This is a genomic window from Micromonospora nigra, from assembly GCF_900091585.1.
Taxonomy (GTDB): Bacteria; Actinomycetota; Actinomycetes; order Mycobacteriales; family Micromonosporaceae; genus Micromonospora; species Micromonospora nigra.
Window position 1 is genome coordinate 980604 of the sequence record NZ_FMHT01000003.1, and the last position, 20278, is coordinate 1000881.

At 72.7% G+C, this 20278-nt stretch carries 13 protein-coding genes; 3 read left to right on the forward strand and 10 right to left on the reverse strand.

From position 1 onward, the window contains the following. Positions 1-43 precede the first annotated feature (43 nt). The 4 genes from gap to rapZ form a co-directional block, all read right to left on the reverse strand. The gene (gene gap, locus GA0070616_RS03740; protein ID WP_091076264.1) at positions 44-1048 is read right to left on the reverse strand and encodes a type I glyceraldehyde-3-phosphate dehydrogenase; all 1005 of its coding nucleotides are present in this window, start codon (positions 1046-1048) and stop codon (positions 44-46) included. A 267-nt stretch (positions 1049-1315) separates the two neighbouring features. Then, entirely contained in the window at positions 1316-2296 is a 981-nt protein-coding gene (whiA, locus tag GA0070616_RS03745; protein WP_091076269.1) for a DNA-binding protein WhiA, read from the reverse strand. A 54-nt stretch (positions 2297-2350) separates the two neighbouring features. Continuing rightward, complete coding sequence (locus GA0070616_RS03750) at positions 2351-3340, reverse strand: gluconeogenesis factor YvcK family protein (RefSeq protein ID WP_091076273.1); 990 nt, start codon at positions 3338-3340, stop codon at positions 2351-2353. After that, positions 3337-4254, reverse strand: coding sequence for an RNase adapter RapZ (gene rapZ, locus GA0070616_RS03755; protein WP_245712643.1), 918 nt, complete (start codon positions 4252-4254; stop codon positions 3337-3339). Before rapZ ends, GA0070616_RS03750 begins: the two co-directional genes overlap by 4 nt. Positions 4255-4479: 225 nt before the next feature. On the opposite strand from rapZ, the gene recQ reads away from it, so the two are divergent. Further along, positions 4480-6315 carry a DNA helicase RecQ gene (recQ, locus tag GA0070616_RS03760; RefSeq protein WP_091076277.1) on the forward strand — a complete coding sequence of 612 codons (1836 nt, stop codon included), beginning with the start codon at positions 4480-4482 and terminating at the stop codon, positions 6313-6315. A 610-nt stretch (positions 6316-6925) separates the two neighbouring features. Here recQ and uvrC read toward each other — a convergent pair. Beyond that, positions 6926-8983 carry an excinuclease ABC subunit UvrC gene (gene uvrC, locus GA0070616_RS03765; protein WP_091076280.1) on the reverse strand — a complete coding sequence of 686 codons (2058 nt, stop codon included), beginning with the start codon at positions 8981-8983 and terminating at the stop codon, positions 6926-6928. 10 nt (positions 8984-8993) lie between these two features. Further along, on the reverse strand, positions 8994-10328 hold the full coding sequence (locus tag GA0070616_RS03770; protein WP_091076284.1) for a jacalin-like lectin: 1335 nt from the start codon (positions 10326-10328) through the stop codon (positions 8994-8996). Between the two features lie 189 nt (positions 10329-10517). Here GA0070616_RS03770 and GA0070616_RS03775 point away from each other — a divergent pair, with 189 nt between their 5' ends. Further along, positions 10518-13757, forward strand: a complete 3240-nt coding sequence (locus GA0070616_RS03775; protein ID WP_091089810.1) for a penicillin acylase family protein — start codon at positions 10518-10520, stop codon at positions 13755-13757. A gap of 59 nt (positions 13758-13816) precedes the next feature. On the opposite strand, the gene GA0070616_RS03780 is transcribed toward GA0070616_RS03775, so the two are convergent. The 3 genes from GA0070616_RS03780 to rsgA form a co-directional block, all read right to left on the reverse strand. Then, entirely contained in the window at positions 13817-14299 is a 483-nt protein-coding gene (locus GA0070616_RS03780; protein WP_091076287.1) for a Rieske (2Fe-2S) protein, read from the reverse strand. Positions 14300-14468: 169 nt separating this feature from the next. After that, positions 14469-17444: an excinuclease ABC subunit UvrA gene (gene uvrA, locus GA0070616_RS03785; protein ID WP_091076291.1), complete on the reverse strand. Its 2976-nt coding sequence runs from the start codon at positions 17442-17444 to the stop codon at positions 14469-14471. 199 nt (positions 17445-17643) lie between these two features. Continuing rightward, positions 17644-18699, reverse strand: coding sequence for a ribosome small subunit-dependent GTPase A (gene rsgA, locus GA0070616_RS03790; RefSeq protein WP_091076295.1), 1056 nt, complete (start codon positions 18697-18699; stop codon positions 17644-17646). Between the two features lie 178 nt (positions 18700-18877). Here rsgA and GA0070616_RS03795 point away from each other — a divergent pair, with 178 nt between their 5' ends. Beyond that, entirely contained in the window at positions 18878-19531 is a 654-nt protein-coding gene (locus GA0070616_RS03795; protein WP_091076298.1) for an MBL fold metallo-hydrolase, read from the forward strand. Between the two features lie 54 nt (positions 19532-19585). Here the strand turns inward: GA0070616_RS03795 and GA0070616_RS03800 are convergent, their stop codons facing one another. Then, entirely contained in the window at positions 19586-20197 is a 612-nt protein-coding gene (locus GA0070616_RS03800; protein ID WP_091076301.1) for a DedA family protein, read from the reverse strand. Positions 20198-20278 lie beyond the last annotated feature (81 nt).

Below are 20278 nucleotides of genomic sequence, written 5' to 3' on the forward strand. Positions count from 1 at the left end.
CCTCCGTTCGTGACTGCGGGGCTCGCAGGCTCACTCCTCGCACTCACAGAGACTGACCCACCAGCTTCACCAGGTCGACCAGGCGGTTCGAGTAGCCCCACTCGTTGTCGTACCAGCCGACGACCTTGACCTGGTTGCCGACGACCTTGGTCAGCGGCGCGTCGAAGACGCACGACGCCGGGTCGGTCACGATGTCGGCGGAGACGATCGGGTCCTCGTTGTAGACCAGGATGCCCTTGAGCGGGCCCTCGGCGGCGGCCTTGATCGCGGCGTTGACCTCGTCCACCGTGGTCTCCCGGTTGACGTCCACGGTCAGGTCGGTCGCGGAGCCGGTCGGGATCGGCACCCGCAGCGCGTACCCGTCGAGCTTGCCCTTGAGCTCCGGCAGCACCAGGCCGATCGCCTTCGCGGCACCGGTCGAGGTCGGCACGATGTTCAGCGCGGCGGCGCGGGCGCGACGCAGGTCCTTGTGCGGCGCGTCCTGGAGGTTCTGGTCCTGGGTGTACGCGTGGATGGTGGTCATCAGACCGTGCTGGATGCCGAACGTGTCGTGCAGGACCTTCGCCATCGGCGCCAGGCAGTTCGTGGTGCAGGAGGCGTTGGAGATGATGGTGTGCTTGGCCGGGTCGTACTCGTCGTGGTTGACGCCCATGACGACCGTGACGTCCTCGTTCTTCGCCGGGGCGGAGATGATGACCTTCTTGGCCCCGCCGTCGACGTGCGCCTTGGCCTTGGTGGCGTCGGTGAAGAAGCCGGTGGACTCGATGACCACGTCGACGCCCAGGTCGCCCCACGGCAGGTTCGCCGGGTCCTTCTCCGCGTACGCCTTGATGGTCCTGCCACCGACGGTGATCTCGTCGGCGGTGGCCTTCACCTCGTGCGGGAGGCGACCCAGGATGCTGTCGTACTTGAGCAGGTGGGCGAGCGTCGCGTTGTCGGTCAGGTCGTTGACGGCCACGACCTCGACGTCAGCGCCGGATGCCAGCACTGCCCGGAAGAAGTTACGGCCGATCCGGCCGAAGCCGTTGATGCCAACCCGGATGGTCACAGGTTCCATCTCCTCGCGTTCTGGTCCGCCGGCGTGGAGATCCTCGGCACGGCGGAGTGATGTGCGCCGACCGTTGGAGCCGGCCGTTGACGGTTCATCTCGGCCGCCCCGCCGCGGTCTGAGAGGACCTGACCGCCCGAGGCGGTGAGTACGGCGGGAAGGCCGCTGCCGGCCCCCTTGCCGTACCCAGCGACCCTATCCGAGCATGCGGCAGCGCGCTGCGGCGGGTGGTGATCCCGCTCGCGTCGTACAGCCGGCACCGCCCTATCAGACCACGAGCATGTCGGGCGTGACGGCCGCTTCCGTATCCGGGATACCCAGGTCGCGGGCCCGCTTGTCGGCCAGCGCCAACAGCCGGCGGATCCGCCCGGCGATGGCATCCTTGGTCAGCGGCGGATCGGCCAGCGCGCCCAGCTCCTCCAGGGACGCCTGGCGGTGCTCCAGGCGCAGCCGGCCGGCCGAGGTCAGGTGGTTCGGTGCGTCGTCGGCCAGGATCTCCAGCGCCCGGGTCACCCGCGCGGCGGCGGCCACGGCGGCGCGGGCCGACCGGCGCAGGTTGGCGTCGTCGAAGTTGGCCAGCCGGTTCGCGGTGGCCCGCACCTCGCGGCGCACCCGGCGCTCCTCCCAGGCCAGCACGCTGGAGTGGGCCCCGATCCGGGTGAGCAGCGCCGCGATCGAGTCACCGTCCTTCACCACGACCCGGTCCACGCCGCGGACCTCGCGGTTCTTCGCGGTGATGCCCAGGCGGCGGGCAGCGCCGACCAGTGCCAGCGCCGCCTCCGGGCCCGGGCAGGTGATCTCCAGGGCGCTGGAGCGGCCCGGCTCGGTCAGCGAGCCGTGCGCCATGAACGCGCCCCGCCACGCCGACACCGCACAGCACACGTTGGCCGCCACGACGTGCGGCGGCAGGCCCCGCACCGGTCGTCCCCGCACGTCCAGCAGCCCGGTCTGCCGGGCCAGGGCCTCACCGTCCTTGACCACCCGGACGATGAAGTGGCTGCCCTTACGCAGCCCGCCCGAGGCCAGCACGTGGATCTCGCTCGGGTAGCCGTAGACCTCCGCGACCTCCCGCCGCAGCCGCCGGGCGGCCGCCCCGGTGTCCAGTTCGGCCTCCACCACCACCCGGCCGGAGACGATGTGCAGCCCGCCGGCGAAGCGCAGCAACGCCGCCATCTCCGCCCGCCGGCAGCAGGGCTTGGGCACGTCGACCCGGCTCAGCTCGTCCTTGACCGCCGCCGTCATCGCCATTGTGCGTCCTCTCACGGACCTGTTCCGGCGTGTCGCCGGAGATTACGTACGTGTCTAACGATCGGCGCCCAGGACGGGCACCAGTGCGGCGCCCAGGGCGGCCGGATCATGACGGGGCGTGCCGTCGGTCACCGCGACGGGGGCGAGGACCAGTCGGGCCCCCAGCGCCTGCGCCGCCCGCGCGACGGGCTCGAGTTCACCGACCGCCTTGACGTCGGCCAGCACGTGGTCGACCGTCAGCTCCGGCAGGTACCAGCGCAGGGCCGCCAGGTGGTCGGCCACCGACAGGCCGAGCGTCTCCTTCTCGGCCGCCAGGTTCAGCGTGACCAGCCGACGCGCCGGGCTGGCCAGGATCGCGGCGGCCAGCTGCGGAACCAGCAGGTGCGGCAGCACGCTCGTGTACCAGCTACCCGGACCGAAGATCAACCAGTCGGCCGCGCCGATCGCCGCGAGCGCCTCCCCGCACGCGGCCGGCGTCCGCGGGGTCAACCGCAACGACTCGACCCGCCCGGTGGTCACGGCGACCTGGTGCTGGCCGCGTACGGTGCACAGCTCGTCGGGTCGGTCGGGGTCCGCGCCCCGCACCCGCGCCTCGATGCCGACGGGCTGACGGGACATCGGCAGCACCCGACCCACCGTGCCGAGCATGGCCCCGGCGTGTTCCAGCGCCGCGACCGGGTCGCCGAGCAGCTCCATCAGCCCGCAGAGCACCAGGTTGCCCACCGCGTGCCCGGCCAGCCCGTCGCCGTGCCCGCCGTCGCTGTGCCCGCCGTCGCGGTGCACGGCCGCGAAGCGGTGCTGGAACAGGCCGGCGCTGCGCCGCGTCGCCGGGTGGTCCCCGGCCAGCGCGACCAGGGCCTGCCGCAGGTCGCCCGGGGGCAGTCCACCGCGCTCGGCGCGCAGCCGCCCGCTGGAGCCACCATCGTCACCGACGGTGACCACTGCGGTGATGTCCAGATCCAGTTCGGGAGCGCAGCGCCGCAACGCCCGCAGCGACGCCGACAGCCCGTGCCCGCCCCCGAAGGCGACCACCCGGGTCGTCACTCCCGCCCCAGATCCCGGTGCTGGGCGTTGGCCGCGAGACCGCAGCGGCGCAGACGGGCGGCCAGTTCCTCAGCGATCGCCACGCTGCGGTGCTTGCCGCCGGTGCAGCCGACCGCCACGGTCAGGTAGCGCTTGCCCTCCCGCTCGAAGCCGGTGGTGGTGGCGTTGACCAGGTCCACGTACGCCTCGACGAAGGCGTCCGCGCCCTCCTGCCCCAGCACGTACGCGCTGACGCCCTCCTCCTGACCGGTGTGTTCCCGCAGCTCCGGCACCCAGTACGGGTTGGGCAGGAACCGGGCGTCGAGCACGAAGTCGGCGTCGGGCGGCAGGCCGTACTTGAAGCCGAAGGAGATCACGGTCAGCCGCAGCCGGCGGGCGTCCTCACCGCCGAACAGCTCCTCGATGCGCCGCCGCAGCTGGTTGACGTTGAGCTGACTGGTGTCGATGATCACGTCGGCCTGGTCGCGGGCCTCCTCCAGCAGCCCGCGCTCGACGGCGATGCCGTCGGCGAGCCGACCGTCGCCCTGCAACGGGTGCGACCGCCGGACGCTCTCGAACCGACGGATCAGCACCTCGTCGTCGGCGTCGACGAACACCACCCGGGGGGAGTAGCCGCGGTCCTTGAGCTCCCGGATCGCGCCGGCCAGGTCGGTGGAGAAGGCGCGGGAGCGGACGTCGAGCACCATCGCCGTGCGGCGGGCGGCCCCGCCGGCCTTCACGGCCAGCTCCGCCATGTCCAGCAGGAGGGCCTGCGGCAGGTTGTCGACCACGTAGAAGCCGACGTTCTCCAGCGCCCGGGCCACCGTGCTGCGCCCGCCGCCGGACAGTCCGGTCACCACGACCAGAGTGGTGTCCGGTTCGGCCGGCAGACCCGCCGGGGCGGCGTGCTGCCCGTTCGTGTGCGCCTCGCTCACCCAGTACCCCCAAGACATGCCGCCGCGACCGGTCGCCCCCGGCCACGGGCGTCGAACAGCGACTCTAACCCGCCGGGCCGGCCGGGCGGCGGCTGCGCCCGCCCGGCCGGTCGCCGCAGGTCGGCCGCGTCGCGCCCCCCGACTGCCACAAGCTGTCAACGATCGGTGACCCGTCGAGATCGTGGCCGTCATGGCGGTGTCGGGGACAGCTCGTAGAATCCCGGGATGCCCTCCCCCACCGCACCGGCCGTCGGGGCCGCGCTGGACGTGTTGCGCCGGGTCTTCGGCTACGACGCCTTCCGTGGCTTCCAGCAGGAGGTCATCGAGCACGTCGCGGCCGGCGGCGACGCGCTGGTGCTGATGCCCACCGGCGGCGGCAAGTCGCTGTGCTACCAGATCCCGGCGCTGGTCCGCGACGGCGTCGCGGTGGTGGTCTCCCCGCTGATCGCGCTCATGCAGGACCAGGTCGACGCCCTGACCGCCGTGGGCGCGCGGGCCGGCTTCCTCAACTCCACCCAGGACCCCGCCGCCCGCCGCGCGGTCGAGGCGGCGTTCCTGGCCGGCGAGCTGGACCTGCTCTACCTCGCCCCGGAGGCCCTGGGCACCCGGTCGGCCCAGCAGCTGCTCGACCGGGGGCGGATCAGTCTGTTCGCCATCGACGAGGCGCACTGCGTGTCGCAGTGGGGGCACGACTTCCGCCCCGACTACCTGGCCCTGTCGATGCTGCACGAACGTTGGCCCGGGGTGCCGCGCATCGCGCTGACCGCCACCGCCACCAGCGCCACCCGCACCGAGATCGCCACCCGGCTCAGCCTCACCGACGCGCGGCACTTCGTGGCCAGCTTCGACCGGCCCAACATCCAGTACCGGATCGTGTCGAAGCGGGAGCCCCGCAAGCAGCTGCTCGCCCTGCTGCGCGACGAGCACCCCGGCGACGCCGGCATCGTCTACTGCCTGTCCCGGGCCTCGGTCGACAAGACCGCCGAGTTCCTCGTCGCCAACGGCATCGACGCGCTGCCCTACCACGCGGGTCTGGACGCGACGACCCGCGCCGCCAACCAGCAGCGGTTCCTGCGCTCCGACGGCCTGGTGATGGTGGCGACCATCGCCTTCGGGATGGGCATCGACAAGCCCGACGTACGCTTCGTCGCCCACCTCGACCTGCCCAAGTCCGTCGAGGGCTACTACCAGGAGACCGGCCGCGCCGGCCGCGACGGGCTGCCGTCGACGGCCTGGCTCGCGTACGGGCTCCAGGACGTGGTGCAGCAACGCAAGATGATCGAGACGTCGGAGGGCGACCTGGCCCACCGCCGCAACCTCGCCGCCCACCTCGACGCGATGCTGGCGCTGTGCGAGACCGTCCGCTGCCGCCGGGTCCAGCTGCTGGACTACTTCGGCGAACGCCTCGACTCGCCCTGCGGCAACTGCGACACCTGCCTCGATCCGCCGCAGTCCTGGGACGGCACGGTCGCCGCGCAGAAGCTGCTGTCGACCGTGTTCCGGCTCGACCGCGAACGCAACCAGCGCTTCGGCGCCGGGCAGTGCGTCGACATCCTGCTCGGCCGGCGCACCGACAAGGTCACCCAGTTCGGCCACGACTCGCTGACCGTGTTCGGCATCGGCACCGAACTCGGTGAGGCGGAGTGGCGCGGCGTGGTGCGCCAACTGCTGGCCGAGGGGCTGCTCGCCGTCGAGGGCGACTACGGCACCCTGGCGCTCACCGACGCCAGCGCGGAGGTGCTGGGCCGCCGCCGCACGGTCATGATGCGCCGCGAGCCCGAGCGCCCGGCGCGGACCGCCAAGCCCCGTGGCGCGGCCACCGTCGTGGCGGAACTGCCGGCGGAGGCGGCCGGCGTGTTCGAGCGCCTGCGCGCGTGGCGGGCGGCCACCGCCAAGGAACAGGGCGTTCCCGCGTACGTGATCTTCCACGACGCCACGCTGCGACAGATCGCCACCGACGCACCGGGTTCGCTGACCGAGCTGTCCCGGGTCGGTGGGGTGGGCGAGAACAAGCTGGCGAAGTACGGCGAGCAGATCCTGGGCGTACTCGCGGAGGGCTGAACGGCCCACCGTGGCCGGGGTCACGAACGTTGCCGACGGGCACGCCGCCGGACCGACGGGCTCGGCCGACCGTGGCACGGAGGACGAGAGACGACCGGGCTGGCGGTGTTCGGTCCCGCACGCCTCTATCGAGCTGCACCGGCTGCGCTCTCAGCGGGTTAGCCGGGCAGGCGAGGCGTGTCCGACAACGCCGACACCCACCCGCTCCGTCTACGCCATCAGCTCGGGAGGATCGGCGGCAACGCCCCCAGGCCAACGCCCGCAGGCGAGCCGACCTGCGGGCGAACCAGCCTGCGGGCGAACCAGCCTGCGGGCGAGCCAGCCGGGCCTGCGGGGGCCGGCCCGGCCTGCGGGCGAGCCGGCCGCGACATTCGCCATCCTGGCCTGTCCCACGACCTGCGGCCCAGAACCGACGGGCGCACGGCTTGCCCACGACCAGCCCAAGACTTGCGGCACCTCGGCCCATCGGGCGGCGCAGATACCGCAGGTTGCCGAAATTGGGGCGGGGTTACCTCCCGCCGGGGTGCGCAGCCGACCATCGTCGACCTGGTCAGCCAACTGGTGAGCCCGCGCCCGGGCCGACCGGAGGACGACCCCCGAGGCCGGCGCCTCACTCCCCGGCAGGCGGGGCCGGGATGACTGGGTTGGCCGGGGTCGCCGGGGTAGCCGAGTCCGCCGGGGTAGCCGGGTCCGCCGGGGTGGAGTCGGTGTCGAGGGCGGCCAGGATCGCCTCGGCGGTGCGCCGCCCCACGCCCGGCACCTCGGTGATCTCCTCCACCGTGGCGGCGGAGAGCCGCTTCAGAGAGCCGAAGTGCCGCAGCAGCGCCTTGCGGCGCATCTCGCCCAGGCCGGGGACGTCGTCGAGCGCGGAGGTGGTCATCCGCTTGGAGCGACGCTGCCGGTGGAAGGTGATGGCGAACCGGTGGGCCTCGTCGCGCACCCGTTGCAGCAGGTAGAGCCCTTCCGAGGCGCGCGGGAGGATGACCGGGAAGTCGTCGTCGGGCAGCCAGACCTCCTCCAGCCGCTTGGCGAGCCCGCACAGCGCGACGTCGTCGATGCCGAGTTCCGCGAGGGCCTGGGCCGCCGCCGCGACCTGCGGCGCGCCGCCGTCGACCACCACCAGTTGCGGCGGGTACGCGAACTTGCGCGGCCGGCCGGTGGTCGGGTCGACCAGGACCCCGACCCGGGGCTCGTCCGCCCCTGCCTCGGGGCCGCCCCGGCTCGGCGCGTCGAGGTCGTCGGCGGCCTCGACGCCCGCCTCGCCGGTCTCGGCGCGGGCGTCGAGGTAGCGGGCGAAGCGGCGGCGCAGCACCTCCGACATCGCCGACAGGTCGTCGGTGGCACCGCGGATGATGAACCGGCGGTACTCGCCCTTGCGGGGCAGGCCGTCCTCGAACACCACCATGCTGGCCACCACGTCGGTGCCCTGGATCTGCGAGATGTCGAAACACTCGATGCGCAGCGGCGCGGTGCGCATGCCCAGCGCCTCGGTGATCTCGTCGAGGGCCTTGCCCCGCGTGGTCAGGTCGCCGGCCCGCTTGAGCTTGTGGCGGGCCAACGCGTCCTTCGCGTTGCGCTCCACCGTTTCCAGCAGGGCGCGCTTGTCGCCCCGCTGCGGCACCCGCAGGCTCACCCGGCTGCCCCGTCGGCCCGAGAGCCAGTCGGCCAGGGCGTCGGCGTCGGCGGGCAGCTCCGGCACCAGCAGCTCGCGGGGCACGTCGGCCTCGCCGTGCTCGCCCCCGTACACCTGGGTGCAGAAGTGGTGCACCAGGTCGCCGGTGGTCAGTTCCTCGGTCTTCTCCACCACCCAGCCGCGCTGGCCGCGCACGCGGCCGTCGCGGACGCGGAAGACCTGCACGGATGCTTCGAGGGGATCGTCGGCGAAGGCCACCACGTCGGCGTCGGTGCCGTCGCCGAGCACCACGGTCTGCTTCTCCATGGCCCGGCGCAGCGCGGCCACGTCGTCGCGCAGCCGGGCGGCCCGCTCGAACTCCAACTGCTCGCTGGCCTGGAGCATCTCGCGTTCCAGCTTGCGGACCATGCTGTCGGTGCGACCTGCCATGAAGTCGCAGAAGTCGTCGACGATCTCGCGGTGCCGTTCGGCCGACACGCTGCCCACGCAGGGCGCCGAGCACTTGCCGATGTAGCCCAGCAGGCAGGGACGGCCGACCTGGCCGGCCCGCTTGAACACCCCGGCGGAGCAGGTGCGCGCGGGGAACACCCGCAGCAGCAGGTCGAGCGTCTCGCGGATCGCCCAGGCGTGCGAGTAGGGCCCGAAGTAGCGCACCCCCTTGCGCTTGGCGCCCCGCATGACCTGTAGCCGCGGGTAGTCCTCGTCGAGGGTGACGGCGAGGTAGGGATAGGACTTGTCGTCGCGGTAACGGACGTTGAACCGCGGGTCGTACTGCTTGATCCAGGTGTATTCGAGTTGGAGCGCCTCCACCTCGGTGCCGACGGTGACCCAGTCGACCGACTCGGCCGTGGTGACCATCTGCTGGGTGCGCTGGTGCAGCCCCCACGGGTCGGCGAAGTAGGAGTTGAGCCTGCTGCGCAGGTTCTTCGCCTTGCCGACGTAGATCACCCGGCCGGTGCCGTCGCGGAAGCGGTAGACCCCGGGGGACTCCGGGATCGTGCCGGACGCGGGACGGTAGGTCGAGGGATCAGCCACGTCACCGAGCCTAGTCGCCGGGGCTGACAGCCCAGATCACGCCGAGCTGGTCGACCTCGTCGCCGCAGCGGCCGAAGAGACCGGCCAGCCGCCCGCCGGGCGGCGCGGTGAAGGTGACCGCGTCGGCGGTCGGGGTGCCGCCGGTCAGGGTGCGGCCCAGGTTGGTGGTGAGCCGGGCCGAGAAGATCCGGGTGCGCCCGTTGCGCTGCCCCTGGGTCAGGGTGACCTGGGTGACGTGCTCGTCCGGGGCCAGGGTCAGCGTGGCGGGGGTGCCGCCGGTGCCACCGTGGGTCGACCGGGTGCCGTCGGCGAGGCCGACCCCGACGGCGTCGAGGCGGGAGCCGGCGCGCAGCGTGACGCTGGTGACCGGGGAGCCGACCAGGTCGGCGTCGGTGAACGGGGTGCCGTGCGGGCCGCCCCAGGTGTCGCTGGCGCGCAGCCCCGGGTCGCGGGTCCAGGAGAACCAGGCGGCGTGCGGCCAGTGGTCGGACAGCGCCGCCCCCGCGGGGTCGAGGAACCGGGTGTGCTCGTTGTGGTAGCGGGTCAGCTCCAGCCGGACCAGCCGGCTGCCCCGGTAGAGGATCTTGTCGACGACCTCGCAGGCGTCGGTCACGGCGGCCGGGTCGCAGACCAGGGCGGGGCTGCCGGCGGCCGGTGGGACGCCGCCGCGTTCCTGCTGCACCCAGGCGTCGGTCAGCCCGTTGGCGGTGAGCAGTTCGCGGACGTTGTCGCCGGCCCGGGTGTAGCGCGCGTTGAGGTCGCCCATCACGATCACCGCGTTACCGGTCGAGTTCGTGGCGACGTACCGCGAGAGCTGGCTGATGTTGGCGCGGCGGGCCGCCAGGTCGGCGTCGGTGCTGCCGGCGTTGGTGTGGGCGTTGTAGAGGTCGACGAAGACGCCCTCCGCGAGGCGGACCCGCGCGTACGTGAAGCCCTTCGGGGTCAGGCAGTCGGTGCCGTTGCAGCGGTCCCACCGCACCCGGGTGAACCCGGACGACGGGTACGCCGACATGGTGTTGAGACCGTCGCCGAAGGGCACCCCGCCGCTGGTGGGCGTGCGGTGCGGATGCATGTCGGTTTCGTACAGGTCGGCGTGGTAGTTGAAGTCCTCCTGGACGTTGACGATGTCGTAGGCGTTGACCCGTTCGCCGATGGGGCGGGTGTTGACCGCCGGGTTGCCGCCGGACAGGGGCTCGGGCAGGCCGGCGACGTTGTAGGTGAGCACCGAGAACGCGCCGGAGGCGGCGGCCGGTGCGGGGGCGGGTGCGGCGGCGGACGCCGGGCCGGCCACCGGCAGCAGCGCGGCCACCAGCGCCGCGGACGCGAGCAGACGTACGGGGTTCATCGGCCGTCCTATCAGGGCGCTGGTCGGCCGGGGCGCCGGCCGAGGGGCGAGCGGGAACAGAAGGTTATCCGCCCGCTGGAGCCGTCCTCAAGAGACCGATTCATGTCTTCCGATAATCGCCCCGGGAACGTTACCATCCGGTATCCGAATGTTCTTCGTGTAATGATCCCCACCCCCCGGGAGATCGTCATGCCCCGTACCGCTCACCGCCTGCTGGCCGGCGCGACCGTCCTCGTCGGAACCGCCGCCCTGCTGACCGCCCCCAACCCCGCCGCCGCCGACCCCCCGGCGGCAGCCACCCGCGCCTCCGTCACCACCTACACCCCCGACGACTACTGCCTCGGCGAGTGCGGCGACATCCTGCCGCCCGGCCAGAACGGCAACGCCACCCTGGTCGAGGTCCTCGGCAACCAGGCCCTCGGCACCCTCCCCCGGCACTCCGCCGACCAGCTCGACCGCTACGCCAACCTCGTCTACGGCTACGCCGGGCTGCGCGAGGACCAGGTCGGCACCTTCTTCAACGACGCCTCCTTCGGCGTCCCGCCCGACCAGGTCGAACGGGACTACTCCCCCCGCGCCGACGTACGCATCGTCCGCGACCGGGCCACCGGCGTCCCACACGTCACCGGCAGCACCCGCGGCGGCACCATGTTCGGGGCCGGCTACGCCGGTGCGGAGGACCGGCTGTTCACCATGGACCTGCTACGCCACGTCGGCCGGGGCACGTTGACCCCGTTCGCCGGCGGCGCACCCGGCAACCGGGCCCTCGAACAGAGCGTCTGGCGCACCTCCCCCTACACCGAGGCCGACCTGCAGGCCCAGGTGGCGGCGCTGCGGGCCAAGGGTCCGCGCGGTCAACAGCTCTACTCCGACGTGCAGGAGTACATCGCGGGGATCAACGCCTACATCGACACCTGCATGGACAACCGCAACTGCCCCGGCGAGTACGTCCTCACCGGCCACCTCGACGCGATCACCAACGTCGGCGGTCCGAAGCCGTTCCAGATGACCGACCTGATCGCCATCGCCGGCGTCGTCGGAGGCCTGTTCGGTGGCGGGGGCGGCACCGAGATGCAGTCCGCCCTGGTCCGCATCGCCGCCCGCGCCCGCTACGGCCCCACCGAGGGCGACCGGGTCTGGAACGGCTTCCGGGCCCAGAACGACCCCGAGACGGTGCTCACCCTGCACGACGGGCAGAGCTTCCCGTACGGCGCCGCCGACGACGACGCCCCCAGCGTCGTCATGCCCGACGCGGGGTCGGCGCGGGTGGAACCGATCGTCACCGACGCCACCGGTTCCGCCACCGGCACCGCGACGGCCGCCTCCACCCGCTCGTCGGAACTGGCCGCCGCCCTGTCGGGGCTCACCATCGCCCCCGCCAACCGGGGCATGTCCAACGCCGCCGTCGTATCCGCCGCCCACTCGGCCACCGGCCACCCGATCGCCGTGTTCGGCCCACAGACCGGCTACTTCTCTCCGCAACTGCTGATGGTGCAGGAGTTGCAGGGCCCCGGCATCAGCGCCCGGGGGGCCGCGTTCGCCGGCCTCAACCTGTACGTGCTGCTCGGCCGGGGCCAGGACTACGCATGGAGCGCCACGTCGTCGATCCACGACATCACCGACACGTACGCGGTGCCGCTGTGCTCCCCCGACGGTTCCACGCCGACGCTGGCCAGCAACCACTACCTGTTCCGTGGCGCCTGCCTGCCGATGGAGGAACTGTCCCGGGTGAACCGGTGGAGCCCCACGGTCGCCGACAGCACCCCGGCCGGGTCGTACAAGCTCATCGCCCGCCGAACCAACCTCGGTCTGGTGGGGTGGCGTGGCACGGTCGACGGCCGCCCGCACGCCTTCACCCAGCTGCGCTCCACCTACCGGCACGAGGCCGACTCCGCGATCGGCTTCCAGATGTTCAACGACCCCACCCAGATGGGCACCGCCGACGCCTTCGTGACCTCGGCGAACAACGTCGAGTACGCCTTCAACTGGTTCTACGTCAACTCCACCCAGGCGGCGTACTACAACTCCGGCCTCAACCCGGTGCGGGCCGCCGGGTCGAACCCGAACCTGCCGATGCGGGCGGAGCGGCGCTTCGAGTGGCAGGGGTACGACCCGGTCGCCAACACCGCCGCGTACGCGCCCCTGTCGGCCCACCCCCGCTCGGTCGACCAGGACTACTACGTCAGCTGGAACAACAAGCAGGCCAAGGACTTCGGAGCGGCCGACGGCAACTTCAGCTTCGGCGCGGTGCACCGGGGCGACCTGCTCGACCGGCCGATGCGCGCGGCGATCGCGGCCGGGCAGAAGTTCGACCGGGCCTCGCTGACCTCGCTCGTGCAGCGGGCCGGGCTGACCGACCTGCGCGCCAGCGAGGTGCTCGGTGAGCTGATCCGGGTGCTGGAGAGCCAGCCGGTCACCGACGCGGCGCTGGCCGCCGAGATCAGCCGGCTGAAGGCGTGGCGGGCCGCCGGAGCGCTGCGGGTCGAGACCGCCCCCGGCTCCAAGGTCTACCAGCACGCCGAGGCGATCCGGACCCTCGACGCCTGGTGGCCGCTGCTGGTCCGGGGCATGTTCCGCGCCCCGCTCGGACCGGATCTCTACCAGTCGCTGGTCAACACCCTTCAGGTCAACGAGTCGCCGTCGGGCCGCCAGGCCGGGGACGTCTCCGACCTGCCGGGCTCGGCCAGCAGCGCGCAGACCCACAAGGGCTCGGCCTTCCAGTACGGCTGGTGGGGCTGGGTCGACCGGGACCTGCGGGCGGTCCTCGGCGACCAGGTCCGGGGCGGCCCCGGCCGCACCTTCTGCGGCGACGGGAACCTCGCCGCCTGCCGCCAGGTCCTGCTCGACACGCTGCGCACGGCGAGCACCACCCCGCCGGTCCAGGTGTACCCGGGCGACGAGCACTGCGACGCCGGCGACCAGTGGTGCGCCGACTCGATCGTGCAGTCCCCGCTGGGCGGCATCAAGCACGCGAAGATCGCCTGGCAGAACCGGCCCACCTACCAGCAGGTCGTGTCGTTCCCGGCGCGTCGCGGTGACGTCTCGCCCAACCTGGCGGCGGGCCGGCCGGTGACGGCGTCGAGCAGCCAGCTGTTCAACGGCCCCGGCCGGGCGGTCGACGGCGACGACGGCACCCGCTGGGCCAGCTCCTGGTCCGACAACCAGACGCTCACCGTCGACCTCGGCACGACGCGGCAGGTCGGCCGCGTGGTGCTCGCCTGGGAGGCGGCGTACGCCCGGTCGTACCGGATCGAGGTCTCCACCGACGGGACCACCTGGCGGACGGTGTGGTCGACGGCCGCCGGGGACGGGGGCACCGACGTGGCCGCCTTCCCGGCTGCATCCGTCCGGTACGTGCGGATGCGCGGGCTGACCCGCGCCACCACGTACGGATTCTCCCTCTGGGAGTTGGCGGTGTACGCCCGCTGAACCGACGCGCGGCCGGCGCGGGAGTCCCCGCGCCGGCCGCGCGCGACGTCGTGGCGCCGTCAGGCGAGCGTGATGCGGTCGCCTTCGACCTTGACCGGCTTCTCCGCGAGCGGCTGCGTCGCGGGGCCGGCCTTGACCGAGCCGTCGGCGATCGAGAACTTGCTGTTGTGGCAGGTGCAGTTGATCGTGCCGCCGTCGACGTTCGAGACGGGGCAGCCCTGGTGGGTGCAGATCGGGTCGAAGCCTTTGAACTCACCGGCCTTCGGCTGGGTGATCACGATGCCCTGGGCGGCGAGGACGGCACCCCCGCCGACGGGGATGTCACCGGTGCGGGCCAGCGACTGGGCGCCCTCACGGTCGCCGCCGCCGGCGTCGCCGGTGTTGGTGACGGCCGGACCCCCGCTGGTCGGCGCGGCGCCGTCGCCGGGTTCGTCGCTGCCACACGCGGCCAGCACCACGGCCGCGCCGACCACGCCCGCACCGGTGAGCAGCGCACGACGGGTCTGCACACCCGGCCCGGTCAACACCTGATCGTCACTCATGCCTCGCCTCTCTCTCGGCTGCCGCCACCATGATGTCTCCGCTGCCGCCACCGTGATCTCCCGGGCTGCCGCCCACCTGATCCACGGCCACACCCGGCCGTCCGTACCACTGTGCCCGTCGGTTCACCCGATCGGCGACCCGCCCCGGGCGGGCGCCGCGACCCGGCCGTCAGCCGGCGGCGGCCGGGGCCTTGCGGGTGGTCCGGGTCTTCACGGGCTTGACGCCGTTGACCTTCCCGGCCTTGACGCCGTTGGCCTTCGCGGCGCGGGCGGTGGCCGCCGCCGCGCCCCGGGCGGCCCCGTCGAGCCCGAGCACCTGCCGCAGGAACTGGCCGGTGTGGCTCTCGGCGACCTCGGCGACCTCCTCGGGGGTTCCGGTGGCCAGCACCGTGCCACCCCGGTGGCCGCCCTCCGGACCCATGTCGATGATCCAGTCCGCCGACTTGATCACGTCGAGGTTGTGCTCGATGGTGATCACCGTGTTGCCCTTGTCGACCAGACCCTCCAGCACCAGCAGCAGCTTGCGGATGTCCTCGAAGTGCAGGCCGGTGGTCGGCTCGTCCAACACGTAGACCGTCCGACCGGTGGACCGCTTCTGCAGCTCCGAGGCGAGCTTGACCCGCTGGGCCTCGCCGCCGGAGAGCGTCGGCGCGGGCTGGCCCAGGCGTACGTAACCCAGACCCACGTCGACCAACGTCTTCAGGTGCCGGTGGATCGCCGGGATGGCGGAGAAGAACTCGGCCGCCTCCTCGATCGGCATCTCCAGCACGTCGGAGACCGTCTTGCCCTTGTAGTGCACCTCCAGGGTCTCCCGGTTGTACCGGGCGCCCTTGCAGACCTCACAGGGGACGTACACGTCGGGCAGGAAGTTCATCTCGATCTTGATCGTGCCGTCGCCGGAACACGCCTCGCACCGGCCACCCTTGACGTTGAACGAGAACCGACCCGGCCCGTACCCCCGGACCTTGGCCTCCGTGGTCTCGGCGAACAGCTTGCGGACGTGGTCCCAGACCCCGGTGTAGGTGGCCGGGTTGGACCGCGGCGTACGCCCGATCGGCGACTGGTCGACCCCGACGACCTTGTCGACGTGATCCAGCCCGGAGACCCGGGTGTGTCGGCCCGGCACCAGCCGCGCGCCGTTGATCTGGTTGGCCAGCACGGCGTGCAGGATGTCGTTGACCAGGGTCGACTTGCCGGATCCGCTGACCCCGGTGACCGCGATCAGCTGGCCCAGCGGGAACGACACGGTGAGGTTGCGCAGGTTGTGTTCCCGCGCCCCGTGCACCACCAGCTCCCGCCCCGGCGTCTGCGGCCGGCGCACCGCCGGCGTGGGGATGACCCGCCGCCCCGACAGGTACGCCCCGGTGATCGACTCGGGATTGTCGAGCAGCGCCGGCACCGAGCCGCTGTGTACGATCCGGCCGCCGTGCTCGCCCGCACCGGGGCCGATGTCGACGATCCAGTCGGCCGTGCGGATGGTGTCCTCGTCGTGCTCGACCACGATCAGCGTGTTGCCCAGCCCGCGTAGCCGCACCAGGGTCTCGATCAGCCGGTGGTTGTCACGCTGGTGCAGGCCGATCGACGGCTCGTCGAGCACGTACAGCACGCCGACCAGCCCGGAGCCGATCTGGGTGGCCAGCCGGATGCGCTGCGCCTCCCCGCCGGAGAGCGTGCCGGCGGGCCGGTCGAGGGAGAGGTAGTCGAGGCCGACGTCGAGCAGGAACCGCAGCCGGGCGTTGATCTCCTTGAGCACCCGCTCGGCGATCATCTTCTGCCGGTCGGTCAGCTCGATGCCCGCCAGCAGGTCGGCGCACTCGCCGACCGACAGGTTGCAGACCTCGGCGATGCTCCTGCCGGCCAGCGTGACGGCCAGCACCTCGGGCTTGAGCCGGGCGCCCCCGCAGGCGGCGCACGGCACGTCGCGCATGTAGCCCTCGTACTTGTCCCTCGACCACTCCGACTCGGTGTCGGAGTGCCGGCGCTCGATCCACTGCACCACGCCCTCGAAGCCGGTGTAGTAGGAGCGCTCACGGCCGTACTTGTTGCGGTAGCGCACGTGCACCTGGTCGCCGGAGCCGTGCAGGATCGTCTTCTGCGCCCGCGCCGGCAGCGCCCGCCACGGCGTGTCGATGTCGAAGTGCTCCGACTCGCCCAGGGCCTCCAGCAGACGCAGGAAGTATTCCAGGTTGTGCCCGGTCGACCAGGGCTGGATCGCCCCCTCGCGCAGGGTGCGCTCCGGGTCGGGGACGACCAGCTCCGGGTCGACCTCCTTGCGGGTGCCCAGGCCGGTGCACTCGGGGCAGGCGCCGTAGGGCGCGTTGAACGAGAAGACCCGGGGTTCCAGGTCCTCGATGGCCAACGGGTGGTCGTTGGGGCAGGCCAGGTGCTCGGAGTAGCGGCGTTCCCGGTCCGGGTCGCCCTCGGGAAGGTCGACGAAGTCGAGCAGGACCAGCCCGTCGGACAGCCCCAGCGCCGCCTCGACCGAGTCCGTCAGCCGCTGCTTGGCGGCGGCCTTGACGGTGAGCCGGTCGATGACCACCTCGATGGTGTGCTTCTCCTGCTTCTTGAGCTTCGGCGCCTCGGTGAGCTGGTGCACCACCCCGTCGACCCGGGCCCGGGCGTACCCCTTGGCCTGGAGTTCGGCGAACAGGTCGAGGTATTCGCCCTTGCGGCCCCGGATCACCGGGGCCAGCACCATGAACCGGGTGCCCTCGGCCATGGCGAGGACCCGGTCGACGATCTGCTGCGGGCTCTGCCTGGAGATCTTCTCGCCACACACCGGGCAGTGCGGCTGACCGACGCGGGCGAACAGCAGCCGCAGGTAGTCGTAGACCTCCGTGATCGTGCCGACGGTCGACCGCGGGTTGCGCGACGTCGACTTCTGGTCGATGGATACGGCGGGGCTCAGACCCTCGATGAAATCGACGTCGGGCTTGTCCATCTGGCCGAGGAACTGTCGGGCGTACGAGGACAACGACTCCACGTAGCGTCGCTGCCCCTCGGCGAAGATCGTGTCGAAGGCCAGGCTCGACTTACCCGAACCGGACAGCCCCGTGAACACGATCAGGGCGTCCCGGGGCAGGTCGAGACTGACGTCGCGCAGGTTGTGCTCGCGCGCGCCACGGATGATCAGTCGGTCGGCCACAGCCGTGTACTCCCGGGTCAAGGCGGTGAAGAGGATCTGTCCGCTCTGCGGGGATTCCGCAGCTGACCAGCCGTCTGGGTAGTCTGTGCGGAATCCGAGCGGTTGTTCGGGGCGCGAGGAAGCGCCCCGGCAACTCTAGCCCCGAGGTACGACAACATCCCGTGGGCGGGCGTTGCCCCAGCTCACCCGGCCCGCCGGCTCACGATCGCGTCGGGCGGCGGCGGCCCGCACGCCACCCACCGCGCCGCTCGGCAGCCAGACGCGCCGCACGACGGCCGCTCTCGTGGGCGACCTCGCGTTGCAGCCGCCGCCAGCTCTCCCAGCGCCGCACCGGCAGGTCCCCGGCGGCCAACGCCTCCCGCACCGCGCACGCGGGCTCGGACTCGTGCGTGCAGTCGGCGTAGCGGCAGCCGGCGGCCAACTCGGCGATGTCGGCGAAGGCCCGGTCGAGCCCGGCGGAGCCGTCGAGCAGGCCCACCGCGCGTACCCCGGGGGTGTCCAGCACCGCACCGCCGCCGGGTACCGGCACCAGCGACCGCCAGGTGGTGGTGTGCCGGCCCTTGCCGTCCACCCGACGGATCGCCTGGGTGGGCATCACCACCGTGCCCGCGAGCGCGTTGACGAGGCTGGACTTGCCGGCGCCGGACGGCCCGAGCAGGCCCAGGGTGCGCCCGGGGGCGACCTCGGCGCGCAGCGGGTCGAGGCCGGTGCCCCGCTCGGCGCTGACCGCCAGCACCGGCACGCCGGGGGCGACCCCGGCGAGCTGCCGCGCCACCGCGGCCGGGTCGGCGGCGAGATCCGCCTTGGTCAGGACCACCAGCGGCCGGGCACCCGACTCGTGGGCCAGGGAGAGCAGCCGCTCGATCCGGCCCACGTCCGGTTCCGGATGCACCGGTTCGACCACGGCGGCCGCGTCGAGGTTGGCGGCCAGCACCTGTCCACTGGCGTCCTTGCCGGCGGTGCGCCTGATCAGCGCGGTACGCCGGGGCAGGACCACCTCCACGGTCACCCGCCCGTCGGGCCAGGTGCCCAGCAACGCCCAGTCGCCGGCGCACGGTAGACAGGTCAGGTCGCGGGCGGCCGCGGCCAGCACCGCGCCACCCAGGGAGGCCCGGACGGGCCCGTCGGCGGTCAGGACGGTGCAGACCCCGCGGTCGACCCGGGCCACCCGGCCCGGACGGTGGTCGGTGCGCCGTCGTCGATGGTGGGCCGCCCGGTCGGCGTCCCAGCCGAGGGCGGTCAGGTCGATGGTCATGGCAACCTCGTCGAATGTCGGTACGGGTGATCCACGCGTGCTGCTGGGACCGGCATGACCACCACCTCCCCCGACTCTCCCGGTGCCGCGTACGCCGCGACCGTAGGCCCGCGACGGGGCACGGCGAAACTGATTTCCCCGCCCGACGCGGGCCCGCGCGGGCGACTAGGGTCGTCTGATGACCTACAGCGGCAATGTCACGCCCGGCGGAACGCCGGCGGTACGCGAACTCGACGGGCTCACCATCACGAAGGTGTCGGTCGGGCCGATGGACAACAACGCGTACCTGCTGCGCTGCCGGACCACCGGCGAGCAGGTGCTCATCGACGCGGCGAACGAGGCACCCCGCCTGCTCGACCTGGTGGGCGAGGCCGGGCTGGCCGCCGTGGTCACCACCCACCAACACATGGACCACTGGGTGGCGCTGGAGGAGGTCGTGGCCGCCACCGGCGCGCGGGCGCTGGTGCACGAGGAGGACCGGGCCGGGCTGCCGATCGAGGCGCAGACCGTCGCCGAGGGCGACACCGTGGCGGTGGGCCGGTGCGCGCTGGAGGTGATCCACGTGCGGGGTCACACGCCGGGCTCGATCGCGCTGCTCTACCGCGACCCGGCCGGCGTGCCGCACCTGTTCACCGGCGACTCCCTCTTCCCTGGTGGGGTGGGCAACACCGACCAGGACCCGCAGCGGTTCGCGGCGCTGATCGACGACGTCGAACACAAGCTCTTCGACCGGCTGCCCGACGAGACGTGGTTCTACCCGGGCCACGGCGACGACAGCACCCTCGGCGCCGAACGCGCGTCGCTGCCGCAGTGGCGTGCTCGCGGCTGGTGACGGTCGACGGTCACGTCGGTGGCCGGGGCGAACCGCCCGGAAACCCGGGCGCGGTCACGCCGCGGTGACGGCGCGGAGCTGACGGCGGGTGACCAGCAGCACCAGACCGGCCAGCAACAGGCCGACGGCCATGGTGACCAGCAGCGGGCTGGGCTGGCCGGGCAGCAGCCCGGCCAGCGACCGGGAGGCCGAGCCCAGCACCAGGTAGAGACCGGCCCAGGCCGCCGCCCCGAGGGCGGCACAGCCGAGGAACCGGCGGTACGACATCCGCAGTCCGCCCGCCGCCAGCGGCAGCAGCGCGTTGAACACCGGCAGGAACGGCGCGACCAGCACCATCCGGCCGCCGCCGCGGCGCAGGACGCCCTCGGCCGCCGCCCAACGGGGCTCGCCGATCCAGTCGCCCACCCGGCTGCGTCGCAGCCGGTCTCCCCAGTGCCGGCCGACGAGGAAGCTCAGCGACCAGCCGACCAGGCAGCCGGACACCACGGAGGCGAAGGTCGCCAGGCCGGCGGCGGGGCCACCCACCCCGACCGCCGCCAGCACCGCGACGTCGCCGGGCACCAGCACGCCGAGCAGGGGTACGGCGTCGACGAGCATGACCACACCGAGCACCCCCATCAACAGGCTGAGGGGGAGTTCTCCGACCTGGGCCAGCTGATCCGCCATGCTCCGTACGCTACGGCCGCCCGACCACCCGGGGGATCGGGTGTGACCCCCACCGTCCCCCGGAATCGGTCTCGGGGTCGC